The sequence below is a fragment of the Streptomyces sp. DSM 41931 genome, from assembly GCF_050271085.1.
In the GTDB taxonomy this organism is placed as follows: domain Bacteria; phylum Actinomycetota; class Actinomycetes; order Streptomycetales; family Streptomycetaceae; genus Streptomyces; species Streptomyces albogriseolus.
Map to the genome: position 1 here is coordinate 1,580,503 of NZ_CP189902.1, position 25,028 is coordinate 1,605,530.

Genomic DNA, 25,028 nt, shown 5'->3' on the forward strand with positions numbered 1-25,028 from the left:
GGCAGAGTTCTTACCGGCACCCCCAGTTCGTCCCCGACGCGCACCCGTACATCTCGCTCGGCCACAGGTCGTCACTCCTGCCCGAGCTGACCGGCTGTGACCCCCGCGGCTGGTGAGTGGGCGGCAGGCCCTGCGTCACGCCTCGGCCAGGCCCGGGCCGGCCAGCGCCGCGATCCGCTCCACCGCGAACACGTACCCCTGGACGCCGCATCCCGCGATGACGCCGTCGGCGCGCAGGGAGACGTAGGAGTGGTGCCGGAAGCTCTCCCGCCGGTGGATGTTGGAGATGTGGACCTCCATCACGGGCATGCCGTCGCAGGCGTTGAGGGCGTCGAGGATCGCGACGGAGGTGTGCGAGTAGGCGCCCGGGTTGATGACGATGCCGCAGTGGTTCAGCCGCGCCTCGTGGATCCAGTCGACCAGCTCGCCCTCGTGGTTGGACTGGCGCAGGTCCACCGTGCCGTTGTGCGCCGCTGCCGCGCGGGCGCACATCGCCTCGACGTCGGCCAGCGTGTCACGCCCGTAGATCTCCGGCTGGCGCTGCCCGAGCAGGTTCAGGTTGGGGCCGTTGAGGATCATGATCGGGGCGTCGGCCAGGTTGCGGGGCACGTTTCCTCCGGTCCTTCGGGGTGCGGCCCCTCGCCGGAACCGCTGGTCGCACCCGGTCTATCACGCCGTGGCGACGGCTCGTACGGCACTTCCGCCCGGCCGCGGCACCCGCTCGCCCCGGCGAAGCTCCCGGGGCCGCCCGGAGGTGCGGGCGGCCCCGGGGGCCGACGTCAGGGGTTGACCGCCAGTTCCAGATAAGCGGCGAGCAGCACCAGGTGCACGCCTCCCTGGAGCGGTGTGGCCCGGCCCGGGACCACCGTCAGGGCGCTGACCACCACGGTCAGGGCGAGCAGCACCATATGGGTGCTGCCGAGGCCCAGGACGAGCGCGCCGGGCAGCCAGAGCGACGCCAGCGCGACGGCGGGAATGGTCAGGCCGATGCTGGCCATCGCCGAGCCGAGGGCCAGGTTCATGCTGGTCTGCACATGGTTGCGGCGCGCGGCGCGCACGGCGGCGATGGTCTCGGGCAGCAGCACCAGCAGGGCGATGATCACACCGACCACACCGTGGCCGAGACCGGCCGCCTGCACCCCCGACTCGATCGTCGGGGAGACGCCTTTGGCAAGCCCAACGACACCGACCAGGGCCAGGAGCAGCAGCCCGGCGCTGATCAGCGCGGTGCGCGTGGAGGGCGCCTCGGCGTGCTCCTCCTCCGGTTTTGACGGCTCGCCCTGCTTCGCGACGGGCAGGAAGTAGTCGCGGTGTCGCACGGTCTGGGTCGCGACGAACAAACCGTAGAGACTCAACGAGGCGACCGCCGCGAAGGTGAGCTGGACGGTGGAGAACTCCGGTCCCGGCTTGCTGGTGGTGAAGGTCGGCAGCACGAGGCTGAGGGTCGCCAGCGTGGTCACGGTGGCGAGGGCGGCTCCGGTGCCCTCCGAGTTGAAGACCGCCGTTTTGTGGCGCAGCGAGCCGACGAGCAGGCTGATGCCGACGATGCCGTTGCAGGTGATCATCACGGCGGCGAACACGGTGTCCCGGGCGAGCGTCGCGCTCTTGTCCCCGCCGTCGAGCATCAGGGTCACGATCAGCGCGACCTCGATGACCGTGACGGCGACCGCCAGCACCAGGGAGCCGAACGGCTCACCGACCCGGTGGGCGACCACCTCGGCATGGTGCACGGCCGCCAGCACCGCTCCCGCCAGAACCAGGGTCACCACGACGACGATGCCGCCGGGCAGGTCCCTGCCCCAGGTCAGGACGAGCAGCACGACCGCGAGCACGGGAACGGCGACCGTCCATCGGGCCGCCATGGCCTTGATCCGGTCCGTCATGCGGCGATCGTCCCCGGCATGCGGGGGTGCCGCATCTCAAGGACTGTCGACCACCGGGCGACCGTCGAGGGCGTCGGAACTGCTGTCACCGCCGTGCGGCGACCCCTTCCGCTCCGCGATCCTGATCGTCTCGGGGTCATCATGGTCACGCATGCCCTCCTCGTACTGGTCGGTGGCAGTGGGCGCCGCCCGGGGGGGCGGTGTGGTGGAACGTGCGGGTCCGGGAGCGGGGGCCGGCGATGCGCCGCCCCCCGCTCCCGGTGCCCGTGTTCCTGGTGTCGACCGGGTCAGACGTCGATGTCGGTCTTCGCGGGGGTCTCGGCCGGCCCGGTGGCCGCCTCGGTCTGCGCCTGCTTACGGGACGCGCGGAGGCTGGTGATCGTGGTGACGATCAGCACCGAGCAGATCACGCCCAGGGAGACCGGAATGCTGATCTCGGGGACGTGCACCCCGGACTCGTGCAGCGCGTGCAGCACCAGCTTCACACCGATGAAGCCCAGGATGATCGACAGGCCGTAGGACAGGTGGACCAGCTTCCTCAGCAGTCCGCCGATGAGGAAGTACAGCTGCCGTAGACCCATCAGCGCGAACGCGTTCGCCGTGAACACGATGTACGGGTCCTGGGTCAGGCCGAAGATCGCGGGGATCGAGTCCAGCGCGAACAGGATGTCGGTGGAGCCGATCGCCAGCATCACGACGAGCATCGGGGTCATGACCCGCTTGCCGTTCTGCTGGATCCACAGCTTGGTGCCGTGGTAGCGGTCGGCCACGCCGAAGCGACGCTCGGCCGCCTTGAGTAGCTTGTTCTCCTCGAACTCCTCGTCCTCCTGGTCGGCCCTGGCCTCCTGGATGAGCTTCCAGGCGGTCCAGATCAGGAAGGCGCCGAAGATGTAGAACACCCAGGAGAAGCTGGCGATGATGGCGGCGCCCGCGGCGATGAATATCGCGCGCAGCACCAGCGCGATGAGCACTCCGACGAGGAGCACCCGCTGCTGGTACTGGGAGGGCACGGCGAACTTCGCCATGATCAGGACGAAGACGAAGAGGTTGTCGACGCTCAGCGACTTCTCGGTGATGTAGCCGGCGAAGAACTCGCCCGCCGGCTGGCCGCCTCCGAAGATCAGCAGACCGAGCCCGAAGAGCGCGGCCAGGACGATCCAGACGACCGTCCAGATCCCGGCCTCCTTGACGGACACGTCGTGCGGCTTGCGGCCGATGAAGAAATCGACGGCGATCAGGGCGCACAGGCCCACGATCGTCAGGACCCATAGGGTCAGGGAAACATCCACTGCGCCTCCGGCAGATACGTCACACGGCAAAAGTCAGCGTCGTCGCTGCCGGAGGTCTCTTCCACCCAGGCCTGGGGCGCGTGATGCGCCCGGACGGTCCTCGGGCCGACGCCCCGGGATCTGGCCTGATCCGTATTGACGGGGTCGCCGCACAGACAGGGAGTACTCCCCTCCGTGCCGCCAAGAGTACCCAACCACCAAGGATTGGTAAAGAGATCAGTAAAGAAAGACACAAAGACCCAGGTGGAGGGGCTTTACACGTCCTTGGTCAAAGCGGCCGGGCGGTCACCTGTTCCATGTCCGGCGGGCCTCGGCGACCTGAGTGAGGACCGTGCGGAGCACCTCGCTGCCGTGCGGCACCGCCGGCGGTTCGTATGTCCAGGCGTGACCCACCCACGGGTCGGCGAGATGGTCGTCGGGCACCGGGGTCAGCCGCAGCAGCGCACGCCACAGCGGGTCGAGCAGCGGGCCGTAGCCCGCGGACTCCTCGCGGTCGGCGACCATCATCAGGTGGACGCCGACCGACGGCCCCTCGTCGACGAGGTAGCGCAACTGGTTCACGGCCCGGTCGTCGAAGCCGTGCGGGAAGTCGTTGACGATCAGCAGCTGCTGTGAGGTGTCGAAGCCGGGCGGCAGCGCGTCCGGCGCTCCGCCGCGCAGCGCCATCTGCACCAGGTCGACCCGCTGGGTGAGCCGGGCCAGCATCTCCGTCACCCCCGCGGCGCCCTGTGCGGGCGGGCCGGCGAGGACACCGGTCTGGGTGAGCGGGGCCAGGGCCTGCGCGCCGGACCCGGCCGGATCGACGACGTGCACGGTGAACTCGCCGGCCGGGTAGACGGCGAGCAGCCGCGCGGCGTGCGCCACCGCGGTGTCCATGGCCAGGCGCCGCATGTCGTGGGAGTCGGTGAAGGACCCGTCCAGGGAGTCGGTGCGTCCGCTGTCGATCCACAGTCCGCGCTCCAGCGGCAGCCGGAGCAGCATCGGGATGCGGATCGACTCGGCCTCGGGCAGCCGGAGATCGCCCAGACGCAGCGCCATGGGTATCTCCATCGGCACCCGGTAGGCGTGCCAGCAGGGGTTGTCCCAGCGGGCGAACGCCGGGGGCAGGGCGGGCTCGACGACCTCGGACTCGGCGACGAGCTGGGCGACGTCCCGGTCGAGGGACGCCCGCGCCTGGTCGACGAGTTGCGTGTACCGCGCGCGGGCCGCCTCCCGGGCGGCGTCGCCCTGGCCGCCGATACGGCTGCGCGGGTCGGAGAGGGCCTGCTCCAGCTCCTTGTCCATACGCGACTCGGCGAAGTCGACGGCGCTGCGGTACGCGGCGGCGGTGCGGGCCAGGTCCTCGAACATGCCCCAGACCTGGTTGTAGAGCCGCTCCTCCATGGACCAGCCGGTGGCGTCGCCCGCCACGGGCCGCGTGGGCTGTCCGGGCTGGGCCGGGGGCGCCGCGGGCGGGGGCGGCGGCGGGGCGGAGGTCTGCCGCCGGGGGTGGCTGTAGTTGACCGGGCCGCCGCCGGCGGAGGCGTGGGGGCCGGTCGCGCCGCCGTAGGCGGGCTGCGGTCCGCCCTGTCCCTGGCCGTCGGCCGGCTGCCCGCCGTACGCCGGCGGCACGGGGCCGGGGACGCCCTGCGGCGCGGCGCCCTGGTCGGGGCCGACCGCGGGGGCCGCGGCCTGGCGGGAGCGGTCGCCCTCGGACGTGCGGGGCGGGGGCGCCTGGACGGAGCGGGCGAGGCCACGGGCGACGGCCTCGTCGATGCCGGCCGCGAGCTGCGCGGCCTCGGACAGTCCCTGGTCGGCGAAGAGTTCGGCCAGTCCGCCCGCGTAACCCTGGCCGACGGCGCGCACCTTCCAGGCGCCCTGCCGTCGGTACAGCTCCAGCGCGACGACGGCCGACTCCAGGTCCAGGCCGGTGATGGTGTAGCTGGCGACCTCGGTGCCGTCCAGACCGGTGACGGCGACGAAGGGGGCGGCCACGGCTCCGAAGCGTGCGGGGCCCGCGCCGCCGTTCGCGGCGGGCAGGGCGAGCAGCACGCTGACGCGGTGGACGGCTTCGGTCATGGCGTCCAGGTCCACCGCGAGACGGTGGTCGGCGGCCGCCTGGCGCGACACCTCCAGGCCGGGCTGCACGGGGGCGCCCGGGTGGGCCACCCACTCCGTGCCGTGGATCCGTCCGTTCTCGTCGCTCAGTGCGGCGGCGGCCGCGACCGGCGTGCCGGCCGAGATCCGGATCTCCAGACGGGACTGGGACAGCGGGTGGTTCTGCCCCCGCACCAGCTCGGCCGTCATCGCGTTGGTCCCCCTGTGTCGCGTCGGTGTGTCGGGTGCGCCGAACCGGCCCCGCGCGGGGGCCGGTTAACCGGCGGCTGCCTAGAGGACCGGCAGGATGGCCGGCATCAGGTCCTGGAAGGTGCGGCCGTTGGCCGGGTTGCCGATGGCCGTCATCGTCCAGCCCGAGCCGGAGCGGTGGACCTTGGCCATGATCTGAGCGGTGTAGGGGCCGCCGCCGGCCAGCGTGTAACGGGCGAGCTCCTGGCCGTTGGTCTCGTCGACCAGGCGGCAGAAGGCGTTCTGCACCTCCTGGAACGTCTGGCCCGTGAAGGAGTTCACGGTGAAGACGATCTGGTCGATGTGGACCGGGACGCGCGAGAGGTCGACGAGGATGGCCTCGTCGTCACCGCCCTGGCCGACACCGCCGACGAGGTTGTCACCGGTGTGGCGCACGGAGCCGTCGTCGCTCACCAGGTGGCGGAAGAAGACGACGTCGACCGGCTGCTTGTCGGCGAAGAGGACGGCGGAGGCGTCCAGGTCGATCTCCCGGGTGCGGGTGCCGAACAGGCCACGCCGGGGGGCCGCCTGCCAGCCGAGACCCATGCGCACCGCGGTCAGGCTGCCGCCGTCGTTCTTCTGCAGACTGATGGCCTGACCCTTGGTCATGTTGACGGTCACGCGCTGATTCCCCTCTCGGACGTCCCCTGTTGCCGCGAAACCGCGGTTGACCAGAACCCTACGCAGGTGCACTGACAGCGACGTACCCCGGTCCACACTTTGTGTCGGTCTTGCAACACATTCCGTGTGCGGAGGTCAGGACAGGCCCGCCTCCTGCATCTGCCTCAGTTCCTTCTTCATCTCGGACACCTCGTCGCGCAGCCGTGCCGCGATCTCGAACTGCAGGTCGGCGGCGGCTGCGCGCATGCGCGCGGTGAGCTCCTCGATCTGCTCGGCGAGTTCGGCCGCGGGGCGGTCGGTGGGCACGGTCTCGGCGGCCTTGCCCTTGGCGCCCTTGGTGGTCTTGGCGCTCTTCGCACCCTTGGCGGCCTTGCCGCCGAGGGCGGGCACGGGCGTCCTGGTGCCGCCGCCGTCCTTCTTGGCCTGGCGGTAGCCCGAGCCGAGCAGCTGCTCGGTGTCGATGTCCTCGCGGGCGATCTGCGCGACGATGTCGTTGATCTTCTTGCGCAGCGGCTGCGGGTCGATGCCGTTGGCCTGGTTGTACGCGACCTGCTTCTCGCGGCGGCGGTTGGTCTCCTCGATGGCCTTCTCCATCGCCGGCGTGATCTTGTCGGCGTACATGTGGACCTGGCCGGAGACGTTGCGCGCCGCGCGGCCGATGGTCTGGATCAGGGAGGTGCCCGACCGCAGGAAGCCCTCCTTGTCGGCGTCGAGGATCGCCACCAGGGAGACCTCGGGCAGGTCGAGGCCCTCACGCAGCAGGTTGATGCCGACCAGGACGTCGTACTCGCCGCTGCGCAGCTCCCGCAGCAGCTCCACCCGGCGCAGGGTGTCGACGTCGCTGTGCAGGTACCGCACCTGGATGCCGAGTTCGAGGAAGTAGTCCGTGAGGTCCTCGGCCATCTTCTTGGTGAGCGTGGTGACCAGGACGCGCTCGTCCTTCTCCACACGTGTGCGGATCTCGTGCACCAGGTCGTCGATCTGGCCCTCGGTGGGCTTGACGACGACCTCGGGGTCCACGAGTCCGGTCGGGCGGATGATCTGCTCGACGAAGCCGTCCGAGCGGGAGAGCTCGTACTGGCCGGGGGTGGCCGACAGGTACACCGCCTGGCCGACGCGCTCCTGGAACTCCTCCCACTTCAGCGGGCGGTTGTCCAGGGCCGAGGGCAGCCGGAAGCCGTGGTCGACGAGGGTGCGCTTACGGGAGGCGTCGCCCTCGTACATGGCGCCGATCTGCGGCACGGTGACGTGCGACTCGTCGATGACGAGGAGGAAGTCGTCCGGGAAGTAGTCCAGCAGCGTGTTGGGCGGCGAGCCCGGCGTACGGCCGTCGAAGTGCATCGAGTAGTTCTCCACGCCGGAACAGGTGCCGATCTGGCGGAGCATCTCGATGTCGTACGTGGTCCGCATGCGCAGCCGCTGGGCCTCCAGGAGCTTGCCCTGCTTCTCCAGCTCGGAGAGGCGCTCGCCGAGCTCCTTCTCGATGTCGTTGACCGCGCGCTCCAGCCGCTCGGGGCCGGCGACGTAGTGGGAGGCGGGGAAGACGTAGAGCTGCTGGTCGTCGCTGATGATCTCGCCGGTGAGCGGGTGCAGCGTGGACAGCGCCTCGATCTCGTCGCCGAACATCTCGATGCGGACGGCGAGCTCCTCGTAGACCGGGAAGATCTCGATGGTGTCGCCGCGGACGCGGAAGGTGCCGCGGGTGAAGGCCATGTCGTTGCGCGTGTACTGGATGTCCACGAAGCGGCGCAGCAGTTCGTCGCGGTCCATCTCGTCGCCGACGCGCAGGGGGACCATGCGGTCCACGTACTCCTGCGGGGTGCCCAGGCCGTAGATGCAGGAGACGGAGGCGACCACGACGACGTCGCGGCGGGTGAGCAGCGAGTTGGTCGCCGAGTGGCGCAGCCGCTCGACCTCCTCGTTGATCGAGGAGTCCTTCTCGATGTAGGTGTCCGACTGCGGGACGTACGCCTCGGGCTGGTAGTAGTCGTAGTACGAGACGAAGTACTCGACCGCGTTGTTCGGCAGGAGCTCGCGGAACTCGTTGGCAAGCTGGGCGGCCAGGGTCTTGTTCGGCGCCATGACCAGGGTGGGGCGCTGGAGCTTCTCGATCATCCACGCGGTGGTGGCGGACTTGCCGGTGCCGGTGGCGCCGAGCAGCACGACGTCCCGCTCACCGGCCTCGATGCGCCGGGCGAGCTCGGCGATGGCCGCGGGCTGGTCGCCGCTGGGCTGGTAGGGGCTGACGACCTCGAAGGGCGCCACCGTGCGTTCGATCTGGGAAACGGGCCGCATGTCATCCACGGTACGACCCCCCACTGACAACGGGTCCCGGTCAGCGGCGCTGGGGGGTGCGGGAGAGATGCTCGACGGGGCCGCGGGCGCGCAGCCGGGAGCGGACCGAGGGGTGGTGCGCCGGGGAGTGGGCGGGGATCCCGGGCAGGCGGTCGGCGGAGGGCGCCGGGGACCGGCCCATGACCACCAGCGGGTCGAAGATCACCACGATGCCGGCGAGGACGAGGACGGCGAGCGGGCCGACCATCATGGGGCCGAGCAGGGCGGTCGCGGACTCCCCCGTGGCGGGCTCGGCCGTGCCGTGCACGTGCACCTCGACGGCGGCCATGCCGATGTAGTGCATCCCGGTGACCGCGAGACCCATGACCAGGCTCGCGCCCACGCTCCACAGGAAGCCTCTGGCCTGTCCCGCCGCCCACAGGGCGGCGCTGGCGGCGGCCATGGCGACGGCGACCGAGGCGGCGACGGCGACCGTGTTGTACTCGATCCGTCCGTCGAGACTCATTCCGGCCATGCCGAGGTAGTGCATGGAGGCCATGCCGAGACCGGTGACGGTCCCCCCGGTGAACAGGGCCGTCCCGGTGGCGCCCCGGTAACCGACGATGAAGATGCCTATGCCCACCATGACGACGGCGACGGCGAGGCTCGCGAAGGTCATCCCGCGGTCGTAGTGGATCGGCGTCCCCTCGACGGTGAAGCCCATCATCGCGATGAAGTGCATCGTCCAGACGCCGGCGCCGATGGCGGCCGCTCCGAGGGCGAGCCAGCCGGGGCGCCAGGAGCGGGGCCCCAGCCCGGCCCGGGTGGTGCAGCGCAGCCCGAGCGCACCCCCGAGACAGGCCATGAGATAGGCCACCAGAGGTGTTACCAGCCCGTAACTGAATCCGTCGACCGTGCCCTGCATGCGCGGCTGCCCTTCCGCCCTGTACGTCCCGCGTTGCCCCGTTGTGCGCCCCCTCCCAGGACCGCGTCGGCGGCCAGGGTTTCGCAGAGAGTATGACCCCCACCGGAATGGTCGAACGACTATCCGGCAAAGAAACACGTCCTTGCCGCAGGTGTGTGGCACCGGTGTGCGGAGTTCAGGGGCCGGCGTTCAGTCCGTGGCCATCCCGCACCCGTCTCGCGTTGACCCTCTGCTGTCACAGTGGTTCTGACCGTGACCGTTCGACGCGAGGAGTACACATGCACGTACGCGCTGTTGCCGCCTCGACCACCGCGCTTGCGGGAGCCGCCGTCCTCCTGCTCCCGCTCGCCCCGGCCCGGGCCGCCGAGGGCGCCGCGCCCGCACCCGTGGTCGTCGCGCACCGGGGCGCCTCCGGGTACGCGCCGGAGAACACGCTCGCGGCCGTCGACAAGGCGGCCGCCCTGGGCACCGAGTGGGTGGAGAACGACGTCCAGCGCACCAAGGACGGCGAGCTCGTCGTCGTCCACGACGACAGCCTGCAGCGCACCACCGACGTCGAGGAGGTCTTCCCCGACCGTGCGCCGTGGAAGGTGAAGGACTTCACCGCCGCCGAGATAGCCCGCCTGGACGCGGGCAGCTGGTTCGACCCCGAGTACGCGGGCGCGCGCGTGCCGACGCTGGAGCAGTTCGTGCACCGGATCGACCAGCACCGGCAGAAGCTGCTGCTGGAGATCAAGAACCCGCAGCTGTACCCCGGCATCGAGCGGGACATCCTCAAGGTTCTCGCCGACGAGGGCTGGCTCGACGCCGCGCATGTGCGGCAGCGGCTGATCGTGCAGAGCTTCGGCGCGGACAGCGTGCGCACGGTCCACCAGCTGGCCCCCGCGGTGAAGACCGGCTTCCTGGGAACGCCGCCGGTCGCGGACCTGCCGGCGTACGCGGCCTTCACCGATCAGATCAACCCCTCGCACGCGTCGCTGACCGCCGACTACGTGACCGCGGTGCACGCCTTCAAGGGGGCGCACGGCAAGCGGCTGGAGACGTTCACCTGGACGGTGAACGACGCGGCCGCCGCCCGGCGGGTGGCCGGCTACGGGGTGGACGGGATCATCACCAACAACCCCGACGTGGTGCGTGACGCGGTGGGCGGCTGATCTCTCGGCCGCAGCCGTCCGGCCCCCTCCGCCGTTCCGCCGGGTGTTGTCGGTGGCGGGCCGTACGGTGGGGCGCATGGACAGCGATGGGCGGTACGAGCAGCGGGTCGTGTGGGCCGTCGTGGACACCGGCATTGGCCCGCTGCTGCTGGCCGCGACCAGGGAGGGCCTGGTCAACGTGGTGTTCCACGCCACCGACGAGGTGCGTGACAAGGCGCTGGAGCGGCTGGCGTCCCGGCTCGGATCCGAGCCCGTGGAGGACCCCGGCTCCCCCCTGCTGGCCGAGGCGATACGCCAGTTCGACGCCTACTTCGCGGGTGAGCGGCACTCCTTCGAGCTGCCGCTTGACTGGTCGCTGATCTCGGGCTTCAACCGCGAGGTGCTGCGCGAACTGGCCACCACCGTGCCGTTCGGCACGGTGGTGGGGTACGGCGACCTGGCGGGCCGGGTCGGTCAGCCGGGCGCCGCGCAGGCCGTGGGCATGGCCATGGGCGCCAACCCACTGCCGGTGGTCGTGCCCTGTCACCGGGTCGTGGAGAGCGGGGGCGGCATCGGCGGGTTCGGGGGCGGGCTGGAGACGAAGCGGCGGCTGCTCGCCCTGGAGGGTGTGCTGCCGGAGCCGCTGTTCTGACACCTCCGTTCCGTCACGACGGCAGGTGCGCCCACCGCCGTTCAGTCGTAGTGGCGCGCCTCGAAGAGGTTGCCGTCGGGGTCGCGGAAGTAGAAGCTTCGCTTGGCCGGGCCGCGTGCGCCGAAGGAGTCCTGGGCGATGTCCGACACCGGGACCGACTGCTCCTGAAGACGGTCGAGGAGGGCGTCGAAGGCGTCCGCGGACAGCGCCAGGCAGACGTGGTTGACGGGGTGGCCGGAGCTGTCGGCGGCCCCGGGAAGCATCGTCATGCAGTCCGCCTTGGAGCGCGGCATGAGGTCGAGGATCGTCTCCTCGCTGACGCGCACCGAGGGGAAGGGCGCCTCGCCGGCCGAGAACTCGGCGAGCCTCACCGGTTGCAGGCCGACGGCCTTCTCGTAGAAGTGCGCGGCGGCGATGGGGTCGCTCACCCAGAGGACGATGTGGTCGAGCCGGGTCGCGTGGTCTGTCATGGCCCCAGCCTCCGTGAGCCGTGTGACGCACCGCAAGGGTTTGGCCCGGCGTGCCGCCCGCCAGAGATGGAGAGAGGCGGCAGACGGGAGGCAACGCGTGGTGCTCATGGTGTCGGAAGAGGTACGGGACGCGATCGCGGCGGGGCGGCCGGTGGTGGCCCTGGAGTCCACGATCATCGCCCACGGCCTGCCCCGGCCGCGCAATCTCCAGGTGGCACGCGAACTGGAGGCAGCGGTGCGGCGGGAGGGCGCGGTACCGGCGACGATCGCGGTGCTGGACGGCACGCCGCGGGTCGGCCTGGACAAGGAGCAGCTGGAGCGGGTCGCGAACGAAGGCGGCATCCGCAAGCTGGGCCACCGTGACCTGCCGCTCGCGGTGGCCACGGGGGCGAGCGGCGCGACGACCGTCTCCGCGACCGCGCTGCTCGCGGCGCTCGCGGGCGTCCGGGTCTTCGCCACCGGCGGGCTCGGCGGTGTGCACCGCGAGTGGACCGTCACCCAGGACGAGTCGGCCGACCTGGGGCTGCTGGCGCGCACCCGGATCACCGTGGTGTGCGCGGGGGTGAAGTCGATCCTGGACGTGCCGGCGACCCTGCAGCGGCTGGAGACGCTGGGCGTGGCGGTCGCCGGGTACGGCACGGACCGCTTCCCCGGCTTCTACCTGTCGGACTCCGGGCATCCGGTGGACTGGCGGCTGGACACCCCGGAGGAGGTGGCCGGGGTGATGCGGGCGCAGGACGTGCTCGGCGGCCCGGAATCGGCGCTGATCGTCGCCAACCCGGTGCCGGAGGACGAGCAGCTGGATCCCGGGACGCACGCGCGGGTGCTCGACGAGGCGCTGCGGGCGTGCCGGGCGGCCGGGGTCACCGGTCAGGGCGTCACGCCGTTCCTGCTGGACCACCTGGTGAGGCACACCGACGGCGCCTCCCTCGAGGCCAATCTGGCGGCGGTGCGGGGCAACGTGGCGCTCGCGGCCCGGGTGGCGGCGGCCTGGGCCGCCGGGGAGTGACCGGGCCGGGCGGGGCGCTGCTGGTCGTCGGCGACGTGATCACGGACGTGGTCGCGCGCCATGCCGGCCCGCTCGCCCCGGGCACGGACACGGCGGCCGTGATCCGCACGGTGCCGGGCGGTGCGGGCGCGAACGTCGCCTGCTGGGCGGCGCGCCGGGGCGGGTGCCAGGTGCGGCTGCTGGGGCGGGTGGGCGCGGACGCGGCGGTCTGGCACGAACGGGAGCTGGCCGCCTGCGGGGTGCGTCCGCGGCTGGTCGTGGACGCCGACGTGCCGACGGGGACGGTCGTGTGCCTGGTCGACGAGGGTGCGGCGGCCGAGCGGACTTTCCTCACCGACAGCGGCGCGTCGCTGCGGCTCGGGCCCGAGGACTGGTCGGACGCCTTGCTGGACGGGGTGGGACGACTGCATCTGTCGGGTTATCTGCTGTTCAGCGGGAGCAGCCGGGCCCTGGTGGCGGTGGCGTCGAAGGCGGCGGAGGCGCGGGGCGTGCCGGTGAGTGTGGACCCGGCGTCGGCCGGCTTCCTGGCCGAGCTGGGTCCGGACCGCTTCCTGTCGCTCGTCGAGGGGGTGGACGTGCTGCTGCCGAGCCGCGACGAGGCGTGCCTGCTGACGGGGTGTGCGGACGTGGCGGAGGCGGCGGCGTCGCTGAGCCGGCGGGTGCCGCTGGTGGTGGTCAAGCTCGGCGCGGAGGGTGCGCTGCTGGCGCGGTCCGGCGAGGTGTGCGCCCGTGTTCCTGCGCTGCCGGTGACGCCACGGGACACGACCGGCGCGGGCGACGCCTTCACCGGCGCCTTCCTCGCGGCCCTGCTGGCCGGTGCGGACCCCGGTCGGGCCGCGGAGGACGGGTGCCGGGCGGGGGCCGCGGCGGTGGAGCGGGTGGGTGCACGGCCGCCGGCGCGGGGCTGAAGGGCGCCTTCCTCCTCAGGCGGGAACCAAACGGAACCCGGCGTTTCCACAGGCCCGCACGCGGCCGGCCGGTCGCTGGCAGACTGGCGCGGCAGGCCGACGAGATGGCGCGGCACGGGGGATCCACGCGAGGGGGAGCCGAATGTCCAGGGCAGTGAATCTGAGGAGGGTCACCGGTCTCGGCCGGGTGGGCAGGCTGCGCGGTCTGGCGCGCCGGCGTCCCCGGGTGGATCTGAGCCACCCCGCCCGGTCCCCGCTGGGCTCGTCGGTGGTCAACTGCGTGACGTACCGGGACGGGCGGCGCCTCTCCGTGCCCGGGGACGCGGCCGACGCCGTGAAGCGGGTCCGCGAGAGCGGGGAGGGGTTCGTGTGGCTGGGGCTGCACGAGCCGACGAGCCGGGAGTTCGCCGGCGTCGCCGAGCTGTTCGACCTGCATCCGCTGGCCGTGGAGGACGCCGTCGAGGCGCACCAGCGGCCGAAGCTGGAGCGGTACGGGGACACGCTGTTCGCGGTGTTGAAGACCGTCCGTTACGTCGAGCACGAGGAACTGACCGCGACCAGCGAGGTGGTGGACACCGGCGAGATCATGGTGTTCGTCGGCACGGACTTCGTGGTGACCGTGCGGCACGGCCGGCACGGTTCGCTCGGCCCGCTGCGCGAAGGGCTGGAGGCCGATCCCGCGCGGCTGGCGCAGGGCCCGTCCGCGGTGCTGCACGCCGTCGCGGACCAGGTCGTCGACGACTATCTGCGGGTGGTCGACTCGGTCCAGGGAGACATGGACCGGGTCGAGACGGAGGTGTTCGCGGAGCACGGTGCCCGGGTCGACCCGGGCCGCATCTACCAGCTCAAGCGTGAACTGCTGGAGCTGAAGCGGGCGGTGGTGCCGCTGGGCCGGCCGCTGGAGGAACTCGCCACCCGGCCGAGCCGGGTGGTCGCCCCCGACATACAGGCGTACTTCCGTGACGTCGCCGACCATCTGCAGCGGGCGACGGAGCAGACAGCGGCGTTCGACGATCTGATCAATTCGATCCTCCAGGCCCATCTGGCGCGGGTCACGGTCGCCCAGAACGAGGACATGCGCAAGATCACCGCCTGGGCGGCGATCGTCGCGGTGCCGACCATGGTGTGCGGGATGTACGGCATGAACTTCGACCACATGCCGGAGCTGCACTGGCGGTACGGCTACGGCATGGTCGTCGGGGTGATATCGGTGGCGTGTCTGGTGCTGTATCGGGCGTTCCGGCGCAGCGGCTGGCTGTGACGCCCGTCCGACCCGCTGGTCGCGGGCGTCGGTGTCAGCCGGAGGCGGACCGGGCGTAGACGCTCTCGGCGAAGGCGGCGATCTGTTCGCCCGTCAGATGCCGGGCCAGATCGGCTTCGCTGATCATGCCGACGAGACGCTTGTCGTCGATGACGGGCAGCCGGCGGATCTGGTGGGTGCGCATCTCGGTGAGGACGTCGTCGACGTCGGCGTCGGACTCGATCCAGCGCGGTGTGCCCTTGGCCATGTCGCCCGCGGTGACCTCGGCGGGGTCGTGGCCCATGGCGACGCAGCCGACGACGATGTCGCGGTCGGTGAGGATGCCGCAGAGCCGTTCGTTCTCGTCGCTGATGGGCAGCGCGCCGACGTTCAGTTCGCGCATCAACTGTGCCGCTCGGTCGAGGGTTTCGTGCGCGGGGATCCACTGGGCGCCGCGGTGCATGATGTCTCCGGCGGTGGTCATGAGGTACCTCCCGGTGCCGGACGGCCGGCGCGGCGCGGGGCGCGCCGCGAGTCCCGACGCCCTTCATTGTCTCCGGACCGCCCGCGGACGGCACCCGCAGCGGACGACGCCGCGTCCTCGGCCCCGACCGGACTCTTCGCCGTGCTCTCAGCCGCGCCAGGCCGGGTGGCGGGGGTCGTCGGCCCGTACGAGCACGTCGGCGGTGCCGGCCGGGTCGGTCTCGCGCTCGTAGCGCTCGAAGGCGGGCAGGGTCCAGTGCTCGGCCTCGGGGGTGCGGCGGCGCAGCGCACCGGGTGAGAGGAGGACGTGGACGGTCAGATCGAAGGGGAACCAGTGGTGCAGGAGGAGCGGACCGTGCAGCAACAGCACGCCGCCGGGCGGCAGTTCGACATACGGGCTGCGGGTGGCGCGGTCGGTGACCGGGTCCCGGAGGTCGGGCAGCACCCGCCCGCTGCCGCCGGGGCCGAGCGGGTCGAACACCTCGCGCCACAGGGCGCCGGTGTCGTACCAGCCGCTGTAGTAGGACTCCAGGTCCTGGTGGCCGTACTCCAGCCGGACCGAGGCGGGGCGCAGGAAGCCGTCCGTGCCGACGACCAGGCTGGGGCGGCCGCGGACGCGCAGCGCCTCGGCGACCCGTTCGGCGAGGTCTCCCGGGCGGGCGGCCGGGGCGCCGTCGAGGGCGACGCGAGGCCAGGGGGCGCCGTCGGCCGTGCCGAGGTCCAGCAGGCGTTCGGCGAGCAGGTCGACGAGCCGGTCCCAGGTGATCGCTTCGAGTCGCACACGGCCATGATGCGGCACGTCCCGGGCGGTACCGGAGGCGCCGGGGAGGGCAGGGCGGTGGACGTTCGCGTATGGGTGCGCGCCGCTCGGCCATGGTCCGGCGCGGCGGGGGCGCGTTCACTGGTGGTGCGGGCGGCCGGGGGAAGGGCCCGGGCCGGTAGGACGAGGGTGACGGGGGTGAGGACATGGGCGACGGGCCGTACGCCGTGCTGACGGCGCTGGGTGTGCTGGGGACCGGGCTGGTGGCGGGGGTGTTCTGCGCGTTCTCGACGTTCGTGATGAGAGGGCTGGCGGCGCTGCCGCCGGCGCGGGGCGTGGCCGCGATGCAGGCGGTCAACGTGGCGGCGGTGCGGCCGCCGTTCATGGCGGTGTTCCTCGGTACGACGGTGCTGAGCGCGGTGCTCACGGTGGTGACGCTCGTGACGTGGCCGGGCGAGGGGGCGGTCGCGTCGGTGGTGGGCGGCGCCTTGTACCTGGGCGGGTCGTTCGGGCCGACCGTGGCGGCGAACATACCCCGCAACGAGCGGCTGGCCCGGCTCGAAGCGGGCGGTGCCGAGGCGGCCGTGTACTGGCCGGAGTACGTGCGCGGGTGGACGCGGTGGAACCACGTCCGCGCCCTCGCCTCGGCCGGGGCCGCGCCGGCGTACCTGCTCGCCCTCACGGGCTGAGGCACCGCACGGAAGGCGCCGTACGGACGGTGTCCGGCACGCTGCGTGCCCGGGTGGGCGGACGTATCGTGTGCGCAGGAGTGCCGCCCGACGACGCACGGCCTGTCACCCGCGCACGCAAGGAAGACGGCCATGGCAGATCCCAAGGGTTTCCTCACCACGCCCCGCCGGGAGTGGCCGCGCCGGCCCGTGGAGGAGCGGGTCCGCGACTGGGACGAGGTGTACGTCCCCGGGGGACTGCTGCCGATCATCAGTACGCAGGCCGACCGGTGCATGGACTGCGGTGTGCCGTTCTGCCACGAGGCCTGTCCGCTGGGCAACCTCATCCCGGAGTGGAACGACCTGGTCTCCCGGGAGGACTGGCGGGCGGCGGCGGAGCGGCTGCACGCCACGAACAACTTCCCCGAGTTCACGGGGAGGCTGTGTCCCGCGCCGTGCGAGGCGGGCTGCGTGCTCGCCATCAACCAGCCGGCTGTCACCATCAAGAACGTCGAGTGCGCCATCGCCGACAAGGCGTGGGAGGAGGGGTTCGCCCAGGCGGCCCCGCCGGACCGGCTGTCCGGGCTGACGGTCGCGGTCATCGGCTCCGGCCCCACCGGGCTGGCAGCCGCGCAGCAGCTCACCCGGGCCGGGCACACGGTCGCCGTGTACGAGAGGGACGACCGGATCGGCGGGCTGATGCGGTACGGCATCCCCGAGTTCAAGATGGAGCGGCGCCATCTGGAGCGGCGCGTGGAGCAGATGCGGGCCGAGGGGACAAGGTTCCGCACGTCGACCACGGTCGGACGGGACGTGGACGCGGCGGAGCTGCGGAGCCGTTACGACGCGGTGGTGATCGCCACGGGGGCGACGGCGTGGCGGGAGCTGCCGGTGCCGGGGCGTGAACTCGCGGGCATCCACCAGGCGATGGAGTACCTGCCGCTGGCCAACCATGTGTGCGAGGGCGACCTGGAGAGGTCGCCGCTGTCGGCGGAGGGGCGGCACGTGGTCATCGTCGGGGGCGGTGACACGGGCGCCGACTGTCTGGGGACGGCGGTGCGGGAGCGGGCCGCGTCCGTCACCCAGCTGGACATCTACCGCAGGCCGGGCGCCGAGCGCGACGAGGAGAACGAGCCCTGGCCGACGTATCCGAAGCTGTACCGGCTGTCGCCGGCGCACGAGGAGGCGGGCGCGCTGCGGACGGCGCCGGCGGCGGACGCCGACGCTCGGCTGTTCGCCGCGTCGACGCTGCGCTTCGAGGGGGACGAGGAAGGGCGTGTGCGCGGGCTGCACCTGGTCGAGGTGGACGCGGCGCGGAAGCCCGTGCCGGGGACGCAGCGGACCCTGCCCGCCGACATGGTGCTGCTCGCGCTCGGCTTCTCGGGGCCGGACCAGGGCGACGGGAGCATCGCGCAGCTCGGTCTCGAGCTGGAGCCGCGCGGCACGATCGCGCGCGGGCCGGACTTCGCGACGAACGTCCCGGGCGTCTTCGCGGCGGGCGACGCCGCCCGGGGCCAGTCGCTGATCGTGTGGGCCATCGCGGAAGGGCGGGCGGTGGCGGCGGCCGTCGACCGCTTCCTGACGGGCGGCACGAGCCGTCTGCCGGCGCCGATCGGACCGTACGACCGCCCTATGAGCGTCTGACCCGGCCCGCACCCGCCCGCGTGCGCCAGGCCCGCACGTCGGTCTGCCGTCCGGCGCCGTGGCCGGAATCCGGCCCCGTGTCCGGCGGACGCCGGCCCGGCCGGGCCCCGGCGCACCGACGCCCCGGACCCGGCATCAGCCGGGCGCCCGGGGCGTCGAGGTCGGAACGCGGAACGGACCTCAAGGCTTGCGCGCCACCGCGCCGTAGCCGGGGATGACCCCGTCGTCCTGGCCCGGAACCGGGTCGCCCAGTTCGGGGCGCCACAGGTGCGGCACCTGGACGCCCGGTTCCACGAGGTCGAGGCCGTCGAAGAAGCGGGTGAACTCCTCGCGGCTGCGCAGCGCCAGGGTGACGCCCGCACCCCTGAGCTTCGCGGCGGCCTCCTCCGACTCCTCGGGAGTGAAGTCGGCCGTGGCGTGGCTGATGACCAGGTGGCTGCCCGAGGGCAGGGCGTCCACCAGCCGCTCCACCAGCTCGTGCGCGCCGTCCTCGTCAGGGACGAAGTGCAGCAGCGCGATGAGCGACAGCGCGATCGGCTCGTCGAAGTCGAGGACCTTGCGCGCGCCCTCCAGGATGGTGTCCGGGTCCCGGACGTCGGCCTGGAGGTAGTCGGTGACGCCCTCCTCCGTGCCGCGCAGCAGGGCCGCCGCGTGGGCCAGCACGATGGGGTCGTTGTCGCAGTACACGACGCGGGCGTCCGGCGCGATCCGCTGGGCGATCTGGTGCAGGTTCGGCTCGGTGGGGATGCCGGTGCCGATGTCGAGGAACTGGCGCACGCCCTGTCCGGCGAGCCAGCGCGTGGCGCGCTGCATGAACGCGCGGTTGACGCGCGCCATGACCGGCACCCTCGGCTCCAGGGCGAGCATCTGCCGACCCATGGCCTCGTCGACCGGGTAGTTGTCCTTGCCTCCGAGGTACCAGTCGTACATCCGCGCCGGATGCGGTCTGGTGGTGTCGATCTCCACGGGGTTCTGCCCGGTCATGACGGACTCCGTAACTGTCTGCAAGTGTTAGTGATCAATTCAGTGCCAAGGAAGAAGCAAAGGTAGTGCGGCAACCGGAGGTCAGGACAGCAGGAAATCCGCCTCTCCGGCCTTGGCCCCCTCGATGAAGGCCGTCATCTCGGCGGAGGTGTAGATGAGCGCCGGACCGTCCGGGTCGGTGGACTGGCGCACGGCGATCCGGCCGTCGTCCAGCTTCATCGCCTCCAGGCAGTTTCCGCCGTTGCCGCCGCTCCAGGGCTTGTGCCAGCCCTCGCTGCCCAGCTCCCGCGCGGGCATCCCGTTGTAGATCCTTCCGGCGTGCGCCCGCGCACGCGGCTGGGTCTTCGGGGGCTTGATGAGTTCCATTCACAGCTCCTTGCGGAGATCCCGGAGGATCTCCTTCGTGCGATGTGCCGTGGCGGCCTGCGCCGCCATGCGGTCCATGACCTCGAGGTGGGTCGCCACCTCGGTGCGCGCGTCCAGGTAGACGGCGCCGGTCAGGTACTCGCTGTAGACCATGTCCGGCAGTTCGGGCATGGCAAATCGGAACAGCACGAACGGCCCGTACGTGCCGGGATGGGGCCCGCTGTCGAAGGTGGCGATCTGCAGCGTCACATTGGGCAGCGCCGACGCCTCGAGCAGCTTGTCGATCTGCGCGCGCATCACCTCCGGGCCGCCGACCCGGCGGCGCAGCGCGGTCTCGTCCATCACGACCCACAGCCGGGGCGCGTCCTCGCGGGTGAGCAGCTCCTGCCGCCGCATGCGCAGGTCGACGTGGCGCTCTATGTCCTCGGGGCGGGTCTGCCCTATGGCGCCGGAGCGCAGCACGCCACGCGCGTAGTCCTCCGTCTGGAGCAGTCCGGGGACGAAGTGGGGCTCGTAGCTACGGATGAGGGAGGCAGCGCCCTCCAGGCTGACGTACATGGAGAACCAGCCGGGCAGGATGTCGTGGAAGCGCTGCCACCAGCCGGGCTTGTTGGCGTCCTCCGCGAGCTGGACGAAGGCCTCGGCCTCCTCGTCGGAGACGCCGTAGGCCTTCAGCAGCAGCTGGAGGTAGGGGATCTTGAGCGCCACCTCGGCCATCTCCATGCGGCGCACGGTGGCGGGGGCGACACGCAGGATCCGGGCGGCCTCCTCCCGCTTGAGACCCGCGCGCTCGCGCAGATCCAGCAGGCGGCGGCCGAGGACGACCTGCCCGACCGTCGGCGCGGACCGGGGTTCGCTCACGCTTCACCTCCCTCGAACAAATCCTGACCTCGAACAAATCCTGACAGCCCGGCGGCGCCGTCCGGTGATCTGGCACGGAGATCCATTGACCCGAACACATATTCGAATCGATTTCCGGCCACCCCAACTGGCGCTGCGCGAGGTGCTGTTGCGAGCAGTGTGCCACGCCCGTCCAGACCGTCACACAGCACTCTGCAATTTTCAAAGTGACACTTGCCAAGTGTTCACGGCGGGGCGATAGTGGCAAGCGTGATTCCGTCCGCGCCCTTAGGAACAGACGCCGCCGCGGCTTCCGTCGGCCTCGGCGCCGCCCCGGCCACCGCCCCCTCGGGGGTCACCGCCGAGCGCCGGTTCCGCTTCGAACTGGCCGCTCATCCTGGCTCCGCCGCGCAGGCGAGACGGCTGGCGCGGGCCCGGCTGACCGGCTGGTCGGTCTGCGAGGACACCTGCGACACGGCGGCCCTGGTCGTCTCCGAACTGGTCACCAACGCCATCGTGCACACCGCGAGCAGCCGTGTCGTCTGCGAGCTGCACGACGGCGACGACCTGCTGCGCATAGCCGTGCGGGACGAGGGCTGCGCGCCGGGCCGGCCACGGGCGAACACCCGGCAGCAGCCGGAGGAGGAGCACGGGAGGGGACTGCTCCTCGTCGACGCCCTGTGCCACGCGTGGGGCGCCCACGAACACGGTCCCGGCCTGCTGGTCTGGGCAGAACTCCCCCGCACCGCCGGCACCCCGGGCGACCCCGGCGAGCCCCGCGACGACCTCGGCTGGGGCGCCCGCCCCAAGCCCGGTCCGGCCGGCGGCTCCGAGGACGGCGCGGACGAGACCGGCGACGGGGACGCGGCCCACCCCGCCGAGCAGCGCCTGGGCACACCCGCCGGCCGGGACGGAGGACGGGCGTGACGGGCGCCGGCGGCACCCGCATGCTGAGCCTGGACTCGCTGGTCCGCATGCAGCGCGGACGGCAGACGCCGGACGCGCCGCGCAGGCTCCTCGTGCCGGACGGCATGACCGCCCCGATGGGCTGCGACGCGGTGGCCGTGCCGGCCCGCTTCGGCCCGCTGGTCCTGCCCCGGCTGCCCCGCGTGGGATGCGTGTACGCCGATGACGCGCACTGGTGGTGGCTGGTCCCGTCCGACTCGGACTACGCCCTGGAGTGGCCCGCCCCCGCGCACTACGCCGCCGGCGCGGTCCTCCCCGACGCCTCCGCCGACGCGGGCGCCGCGGGCCTGCCGGGCCTCATCCACCGCCCCGACGGCACGCTCCCCTACACGCCGCCGATACCGCTCTACCTGGCCCTGTGCCGGCTCACCGGGACGACCCCCGTCTGGTCACGCCCCGTCACCGCCTGACGGCCGCGCAACGCGCCGCGCGGCCCGGGTCACGCCACCGCGTCACCACCCGCGCTCTCGCCGCGGACGATCACGAGGAACATGTCGGTGGCCAGATCCATGACGACCTCGGCGGGCAGGCCCTCCAGGCGCCGCGCGTGCGCGAACTCCTCCGCGGGCCAGGAGCCACGCGGTCCACCTGCGGGAAAGCGTTCGAGCACGGTTCGCCCGTTCACCCTGCCACCTCCATGTAGCGCTGTACTCGTAGAGTTAAACGCCAACCATGGGGCGAACGCCTCGTCCGGTGACGGTACTGAGACGTAGTTGACACCCGTTCACTGCCAAGTGTGAGCGTGCTCTCAGCTTTCCGGAGTAATCCGTCACCGTCCGTGTCAGTCGTCGCACTCGTCGTGGTGGCGGTGACCGCTCACGCGCGTTCGCGTCGTTCAGGTGCCGTACTCCTGGATGCGCCGGCCGTGGCCGCGGTCGACCAGGGCGGGCAGGCGTTCGTCCAGCTCGCGGACGACCTCGGGGACGTCGATGGTGAGCAGGCGCCGGTCGCGCATGAGGATCCGGCCGTCCACGACGGTCGTGCGGACGTCGGCGGCGCGGGCGCTGTGCACCAGGGTCGCGGCGAGGTCGTGCACGGGCTGGGTGTGCGGGCCGGTCAGGTCGACCAGGACGAGGTCGGCGCGGTGACCGGGCGCGATGCGGCCGACGCTCCCCTCCAGGCCGACCGCGCGGGCGCTCTGCAGGGTGGCGTGATGCAGGGCCTGACGTGAGGTCAGCCAGCGTGGGTCGCCCTCCGTGGACTTCTGGATCAGCGAGGTGAGCGCCATGGACTCCCACACGTCGAGGGAGTTGTTGGACGCGGCGCCGTCCGTGGCGAGCCCGACCGGGACGCCGATGTCCCGCAGCGCCCGTACGGGTGTGGTGGTGGGCCAGGCGAACTTCAGGTAGCCGCGGGGCGCGGTCGCCACCGCCGTCCGCCCCCGCGCGTGCGCGAGCAGCGGCAGGTCGCTCTCGACGATGCCGGTGCCGTGGGCGATGAGCACGTCGGTGTCCAGGATGCCGGTGCGGTGCAGCACCTCGACGGGGGTGACGCCGTGCCGGGCGAGGGACGCCTCGGTCTGGTCGCGGTTCTCGGCGGCGTGCAGATGGACGGGCAGGTCGTGCGCGCGCGCCAGGTCGGCGGTGGCGGCGAGGTCGGCGTCGTTCACCGTGTAGGGGGCGTGCGGGGCGAGCGCGGTGGTGATGCGCCCGCCGGCCGTGCCCCGGTGGCGCAGCGCGAACTCCAGGGACTTCTCCCGCCCCTGAGGGCCCTGGGAGGAGAAGTACGCCTCCCCCAGCAGGGCGCGCATGCCGCACGCGGCGACCACCTCGGCGACCGCGTCCATGGCGAAGTAGTGGTCGGCGAAGCAGGTGACGCCGGCCCGGATCATCTCCGCGCAGGCGAGCAGCGCGCCGAGGGTGACGTCCCGCCCGGTGAGGTTGGACTCCACCGGCCAGACGACGTCGTTGAACCACGCCTCGGTGGGCAGGTCCTCGGCGAGCCCGCGCAGGGCGGCCATGGGGGCGTGAGTGTGACAGTTGATCAGACCGGGCAGCGCGACCTGCCCGCGGGCGTCGATCCACTCGTCGGCCGCACGCCCGGCGACAGCCTCGGCGTCGGTCACCTCCTCGACGACCCCGTCGCGGACGACGACGGCGGCGTCCTCCAGGAAGACGGCCTCTTCTTGATCGTCGTGCGTGAGGACGGTGCATCCGGTGATGATGAGGCCGGCGGGACTCTCCACGGCAGAAGGCGTCATCACGTCAACGTACGACGGGACTCCGACCCCGGGGGAGCCGGACCGCGACATCCCGTCGCGGCTCTGTCGCACGGCGGGCCGGGCGCGCACCCTGGCCTCACCACGAGCCCGCCCACGGCTGAAAGGGGCCCGCCTTGCTCCTCGGCACCTGGAACCTGGAGAACCTGTACCGGCCCGGCGGCCCCTACGGGCCCGACGACGAGGCCGCGTACGCGTCAAAACTGGCCGCGCTCGCCGCGGTGATCACGGAACTGGATCCGGGGCTGCTCGGCGTGCAGGAGGTGGGCGACCCCGACGCGCTGGAGGACCTGGCGGGGATGCTGGACGACGACTGGCACGTCGCGCTGTCCTCGCACGCCGACAGCCGGGGCATCCGGGTGGGCTTCCTCAGCCGTACGGAGCTGACGGTGGTCGCCGACACGGCGGCGTTCCCGCCGCGGATGCTGCCGGTGCAGGCGGACGACACCGGTCTGACCGTCTCTCAGGCCGGGCGCGGTTTCCTCGCCGTGGAGGTGGCGGGCGAGCGGGGGCCGTTGCGGGTGGCGGTCTGCCATCTGAAGTCGAAGCTGCTGTCGTACCCGGACGGCCGCTTCCAGCCGCGCGACGAGGGCGAACGGGCCCGGTACGGCGCCTACGCGCTGTACCGGCGGGCGGCCGAGGCGGCGGCGCTGCGCACGCTGGCGGACCGGCTGCTGGAGGGCGACGGACGGGAGCGGGACGTGGCGGTGCTCGGCGACCTCAACGACGAGGTGCAGGCGGCGACCACACAGATGCTGCTCGGGCCGCCCGGCTCGGAGATCGGCACGCCGGGCCACGACCGGCCGGACCGGGGTGACGCGGTCCGGCTGTGGGACGTGGCCCCGCTCATCCCGGCCGCCGAACGCTATTCGCGGGTGAACTCCGGCCGCCGGGAGCTGATCGACCATGTGCTGCTCAGCCACCGGCTGGTGCGTCGGGTGACGTCGGCGGGGACGGGGCTTCCGGATGACGGGCCGCCCCGTCTGCCGTCCGTGGGGACGGATCCCGGTGAGCGGCGGGGGGTGGCGGGGTCGGATCATGCGCCGGTGTGGGTGCGGGTGCGGTGAACGCGGGGCGCGGTGCGGGGGGGTCGGCCCTGCGCGGGCCGCCGGTGCGGGTGGTGGGGCGGCCCTGCGCGGGCCGCCGGTGCGGTGGGGCGGCCCTGGGGGCGGCTGGGTGCCGGTGGGCTGGGCGAGTCGGCGGGTGCCGGTCCGTCGTGGCCGGTCGCGCAGTTCCCCGCGCCCCCTCCGGGGCGCACAGCTGACGTCGAAGGAGCGGTCACCGGTGACAGGCGGCCGGTCCATCGGGTGCCGGTTCGTCGTGGCCGGTCGCGCAGTTCCCCGCGCCCCCTCCGGGGCGCACAGCTGACG

The 25,028-nt window shown here is 72.4% G+C and carries 25 protein-coding genes; 10 read left to right on the forward strand and 15 right to left on the reverse strand.

Going from position 1 to position 25,028, the window contains the following annotated elements:
- Window positions 1–135 precede the first annotated feature (135 nt).
- The 7 genes from aroQ to ACP7TJ_RS07550 all read right to left on the reverse strand — a co-directional run bounded on the left by aroQ (window position 136) and on the right by ACP7TJ_RS07550 (window position 9,317).
- Window positions 136–609, reverse strand: a complete 474-nt coding sequence (gene aroQ, locus ACP7TJ_RS07520; RefSeq protein WP_093766728.1) for a type II 3-dehydroquinate dehydratase — start codon at window positions 607–609, stop codon at window positions 136–138.
- 170 nt (window positions 610–779) lie between these two features.
- Complete coding sequence (locus ACP7TJ_RS07525) at window positions 780–1,883, reverse strand: calcium:proton antiporter (protein WP_427762551.1); 1,104 nt, start codon at window positions 1,881–1,883, stop codon at window positions 780–782.
- A gap of 287 nt (window positions 1,884–2,170) precedes the next feature.
- Window positions 2,171–3,172, reverse strand: coding sequence for a TerC family protein (locus ACP7TJ_RS07530; protein WP_093766726.1), 1,002 nt, complete (start codon window positions 3,170–3,172; stop codon window positions 2,171–2,173).
- A 285-nt stretch (window positions 3,173–3,457) separates the two neighbouring features.
- Window positions 3,458–5,458 (reverse strand): TerD family protein, encoded by a 2,001-nt coding sequence (locus ACP7TJ_RS07535; RefSeq protein WP_404715141.1) that lies wholly within the window; start codon window positions 5,456–5,458, stop codon window positions 3,458–3,460.
- An 81-nt stretch (window positions 5,459–5,539) separates the two neighbouring features.
- Window positions 5,540–6,118 carry a TerD family protein gene (locus ACP7TJ_RS07540; protein ID WP_093766724.1) on the reverse strand — a complete coding sequence of 193 codons (579 nt, stop codon included), beginning with the start codon at window positions 6,116–6,118 and terminating at the stop codon, window positions 5,540–5,542.
- Between the two features lie 135 nt (window positions 6,119–6,253).
- Window positions 6,254–8,413: an excinuclease ABC subunit UvrB gene (gene uvrB / locus ACP7TJ_RS07545; protein WP_167742743.1), complete on the reverse strand. Its 2,160-nt coding sequence runs from the start codon at window positions 8,411–8,413 to the stop codon at window positions 6,254–6,256.
- A gap of 40 nt (window positions 8,414–8,453) precedes the next feature.
- Window positions 8,454–9,317, reverse strand: a complete 864-nt coding sequence (locus ACP7TJ_RS07550; RefSeq protein ID WP_093766722.1) for an MHYT domain-containing protein — start codon at window positions 9,315–9,317, stop codon at window positions 8,454–8,456.
- A gap of 278 nt (window positions 9,318–9,595) precedes the next feature.
- On the opposite strand from ACP7TJ_RS07550, the gene ACP7TJ_RS07555 reads away from it, so the two are divergent.
- Together ACP7TJ_RS07555 and ACP7TJ_RS07560 are read left to right on the forward strand one after the other, a co-directional pair.
- Window positions 9,596–10,471, forward strand: a complete 876-nt coding sequence (locus ACP7TJ_RS07555) for a glycerophosphodiester phosphodiesterase (protein ID WP_093766721.1) — start codon at window positions 9,596–9,598, stop codon at window positions 10,469–10,471.
- A 76-nt stretch (window positions 10,472–10,547) separates the two neighbouring features.
- Complete coding sequence (locus ACP7TJ_RS07560; protein ID WP_193457415.1) at window positions 10,548–11,102, forward strand: methylated-DNA--[protein]-cysteine S-methyltransferase; 555 nt, start codon at window positions 10,548–10,550, stop codon at window positions 11,100–11,102.
- 41 nt (window positions 11,103–11,143) lie between these two features.
- Here ACP7TJ_RS07560 and ACP7TJ_RS07565 read toward each other — a convergent pair whose 3' ends face one another.
- Window positions 11,144–11,572, reverse strand: a complete 429-nt coding sequence (locus tag ACP7TJ_RS07565; RefSeq protein WP_367547104.1) for a VOC family protein — start codon at window positions 11,570–11,572, stop codon at window positions 11,144–11,146.
- Between the two features lie 97 nt (window positions 11,573–11,669).
- Here ACP7TJ_RS07565 and ACP7TJ_RS07570 point away from each other — a divergent pair, with 97 nt between their 5' ends.
- The 3 genes from ACP7TJ_RS07570 to ACP7TJ_RS07580 all read left to right on the forward strand — a co-directional run bounded on the left by ACP7TJ_RS07570 (window position 11,670) and on the right by ACP7TJ_RS07580 (window position 14,750).
- A complete protein-coding gene (locus ACP7TJ_RS07570; protein WP_093766718.1) occupies window positions 11,670–12,581 on the forward strand; it encodes a pseudouridine-5'-phosphate glycosidase in 912 nt (303 codons plus the stop codon).
- Window positions 12,578–13,489, forward strand: coding sequence for a carbohydrate kinase family protein (locus ACP7TJ_RS07575; protein ID WP_367547100.1), 912 nt, complete (start codon window positions 12,578–12,580; stop codon window positions 13,487–13,489). Before ACP7TJ_RS07570 ends, ACP7TJ_RS07575 begins: the two co-directional genes overlap by 4 nt.
- A 142-nt stretch (window positions 13,490–13,631) precedes the next feature.
- Complete coding sequence (locus ACP7TJ_RS07580) at window positions 13,632–14,750, forward strand: magnesium and cobalt transport protein CorA (protein WP_266545407.1); 1,119 nt, start codon at window positions 13,632–13,634, stop codon at window positions 14,748–14,750.
- A 34-nt stretch (window positions 14,751–14,784) separates the two neighbouring features.
- Here the strand turns inward: ACP7TJ_RS07580 and ACP7TJ_RS07585 are convergent, their stop codons facing one another.
- Window positions 14,785–15,213 carry a CBS domain-containing protein gene (locus tag ACP7TJ_RS07585; RefSeq protein WP_093766715.1) on the reverse strand — a complete coding sequence of 143 codons (429 nt, stop codon included), beginning with the start codon at window positions 15,211–15,213 and terminating at the stop codon, window positions 14,785–14,787.
- Window positions 15,214–15,360: 147 nt separating this feature from the next.
- The gene (locus tag ACP7TJ_RS07590; RefSeq protein ID WP_266545410.1) at window positions 15,361–15,993 is read right to left on the reverse strand and encodes a uridine kinase; all 633 of its coding nucleotides are present in this window, start codon (window positions 15,991–15,993) and stop codon (window positions 15,361–15,363) included.
- A 185-nt stretch (window positions 15,994–16,178) separates the two neighbouring features.
- On the opposite strand from ACP7TJ_RS07590, the gene ACP7TJ_RS07595 reads away from it, so the two are divergent.
- Together ACP7TJ_RS07595 and ACP7TJ_RS07600 are read left to right on the forward strand one after the other, a co-directional pair.
- A complete protein-coding gene (locus ACP7TJ_RS07595) occupies window positions 16,179–16,661 on the forward strand; it encodes a DUF1772 domain-containing protein (RefSeq protein ID WP_427762558.1) in 483 nt (160 codons plus the stop codon).
- Window positions 16,662–16,793: 132 nt separating this feature from the next.
- The gene (locus tag ACP7TJ_RS07600) at window positions 16,794–18,284 is read left to right on the forward strand and encodes a glutamate synthase subunit beta (RefSeq protein WP_167742749.1); all 1,491 of its coding nucleotides are present in this window, start codon (window positions 16,794–16,796) and stop codon (window positions 18,282–18,284) included.
- 180 nt (window positions 18,285–18,464) lie between these two features.
- Here ACP7TJ_RS07600 and ACP7TJ_RS07605 read toward each other — a convergent pair whose 3' ends face one another.
- The 3 genes from ACP7TJ_RS07605 to ACP7TJ_RS07615 all read right to left on the reverse strand — a co-directional run bounded on the left by ACP7TJ_RS07605 (window position 18,465) and on the right by ACP7TJ_RS07615 (window position 20,495).
- Window positions 18,465–19,268, reverse strand: coding sequence for an SAM-dependent methyltransferase (locus tag ACP7TJ_RS07605; protein ID WP_093766711.1), 804 nt, complete (start codon window positions 19,266–19,268; stop codon window positions 18,465–18,467).
- Window positions 19,269–19,349: 81 nt separating this feature from the next.
- Window positions 19,350–19,634 (reverse strand): DUF397 domain-containing protein, encoded by a 285-nt coding sequence (locus ACP7TJ_RS07610; protein WP_093766710.1) that lies wholly within the window; start codon window positions 19,632–19,634, stop codon window positions 19,350–19,352.
- Window positions 19,635–20,495: a helix-turn-helix domain-containing protein gene (locus ACP7TJ_RS07615; RefSeq protein WP_093766709.1), complete on the reverse strand. Its 861-nt coding sequence runs from the start codon at window positions 20,493–20,495 to the stop codon at window positions 19,635–19,637.
- Between the two features lie 240 nt (window positions 20,496–20,735).
- Between ACP7TJ_RS07615 and ACP7TJ_RS07620 the strand changes: the two genes are divergently transcribed.
- Both ACP7TJ_RS07620 and ACP7TJ_RS07625 read left to right on the forward strand, forming a co-directional pair.
- Window positions 20,736–21,401: an ATP-binding protein gene (locus ACP7TJ_RS07620; protein ID WP_093766708.1), complete on the forward strand. Its 666-nt coding sequence runs from the start codon at window positions 20,736–20,738 to the stop codon at window positions 21,399–21,401.
- A 20-nt stretch (window positions 21,402–21,421) separates the two neighbouring features.
- Window positions 21,422–21,850, forward strand: coding sequence for a hypothetical protein (locus tag ACP7TJ_RS07625; protein ID WP_380875065.1), 429 nt, complete (start codon window positions 21,422–21,424; stop codon window positions 21,848–21,850).
- A 29-nt stretch (window positions 21,851–21,879) separates the two neighbouring features.
- Here the strand turns inward: ACP7TJ_RS07625 and ACP7TJ_RS07630 are convergent, their stop codons facing one another.
- Both ACP7TJ_RS07630 and ACP7TJ_RS07635 read right to left on the reverse strand, forming a co-directional pair.
- Window positions 21,880–22,065 carry a hypothetical protein gene (locus ACP7TJ_RS07630; RefSeq protein ID WP_167742752.1) on the reverse strand — a complete coding sequence of 62 codons (186 nt, stop codon included), beginning with the start codon at window positions 22,063–22,065 and terminating at the stop codon, window positions 21,880–21,882.
- Window positions 22,066–22,275: 210 nt separating this feature from the next.
- Window positions 22,276–23,640, reverse strand: a complete 1,365-nt coding sequence (locus ACP7TJ_RS07635) for an amidohydrolase (protein WP_266545419.1) — start codon at window positions 23,638–23,640, stop codon at window positions 22,276–22,278.
- A 134-nt stretch (window positions 23,641–23,774) separates the two neighbouring features.
- Here ACP7TJ_RS07635 and ACP7TJ_RS07640 point away from each other — a divergent pair, with 134 nt between their 5' ends.
- Window positions 23,775–24,725, forward strand: a complete 951-nt coding sequence (locus tag ACP7TJ_RS07640; protein WP_266545422.1) for an endonuclease/exonuclease/phosphatase family protein — start codon at window positions 23,775–23,777, stop codon at window positions 24,723–24,725.
- Window positions 24,726–25,028: the final 303 nt, after the last annotated feature.

Excerpts from the sequence above, each read along its gene's own strand:
- ACP7TJ_RS07600 (WP_167742749.1), top strand. The coding sequence starts at position 16,794 with ATGGCAGATCCCAAGGGTTTCCTCACCACGCCCCGCCGGGAGTGGCCG.
- ACP7TJ_RS07565 (WP_367547104.1), bottom strand. The coding sequence starts at position 11,572 with ATGACAGACCACGCGACCCGGCTCGACCACATCGTCCTCTGGGTGAGC.
- ACP7TJ_RS07595 (WP_427762558.1), top strand. The coding sequence starts at position 16,179 with ATGGGCGACGGGCCGTACGCCGTGCTGACGGCGCTGGGTGTGCTGGGG.
- ACP7TJ_RS07585 (WP_093766715.1), bottom strand. The coding sequence starts at position 15,213 with ATGACCACCGCCGGAGACATCATGCACCGCGGCGCCCAGTGGATCCCC.
- ACP7TJ_RS07525 (WP_427762551.1), bottom strand. The coding sequence starts at position 1,883 with ATGACGGACCGGATCAAGGCCATGGCGGCCCGATGGACGGTCGCCGTT.
- ACP7TJ_RS07535 (WP_404715141.1), bottom strand. The coding sequence starts at position 5,458 with ATGACGGCCGAGCTGGTGCGGGGGCAGAACCACCCGCTGTCCCAGTCC.
- ACP7TJ_RS07635 (WP_266545419.1), bottom strand. The coding sequence starts at position 23,640 with ATGACGCCTTCTGCCGTGGAGAGTCCCGCCGGCCTCATCATCACCGGA.
- ACP7TJ_RS07610 (WP_093766710.1), bottom strand. The coding sequence starts at position 19,634 with ATGGAACTCATCAAGCCCCCGAAGACCCAGCCGCGTGCGCGGGCGCAC.
- ACP7TJ_RS07605 (WP_093766711.1), bottom strand. The coding sequence starts at position 19,268 with ATGACCGGGCAGAACCCCGTGGAGATCGACACCACCAGACCGCATCCG.
- uvrB (WP_167742743.1), bottom strand. The coding sequence starts at position 8,413 with ATGCGGCCCGTTTCCCAGATCGAACGCACGGTGGCGCCCTTCGAGGTC.
- ACP7TJ_RS07555 (WP_093766721.1), top strand. The coding sequence starts at position 9,596 with ATGCACGTACGCGCTGTTGCCGCCTCGACCACCGCGCTTGCGGGAGCC.
- ACP7TJ_RS07560 (WP_193457415.1), top strand. The coding sequence starts at position 10,548 with ATGGACAGCGATGGGCGGTACGAGCAGCGGGTCGTGTGGGCCGTCGTG.
- ACP7TJ_RS07580 (WP_266545407.1), top strand. The coding sequence starts at position 13,632 with ATGTCCAGGGCAGTGAATCTGAGGAGGGTCACCGGTCTCGGCCGGGTG.
- ACP7TJ_RS07550 (WP_093766722.1), bottom strand. The coding sequence starts at position 9,317 with ATGCAGGGCACGGTCGACGGATTCAGTTACGGGCTGGTAACACCTCTG.
- ACP7TJ_RS07625 (WP_380875065.1), top strand. The coding sequence starts at position 21,422 with ATGCTGAGCCTGGACTCGCTGGTCCGCATGCAGCGCGGACGGCAGACG.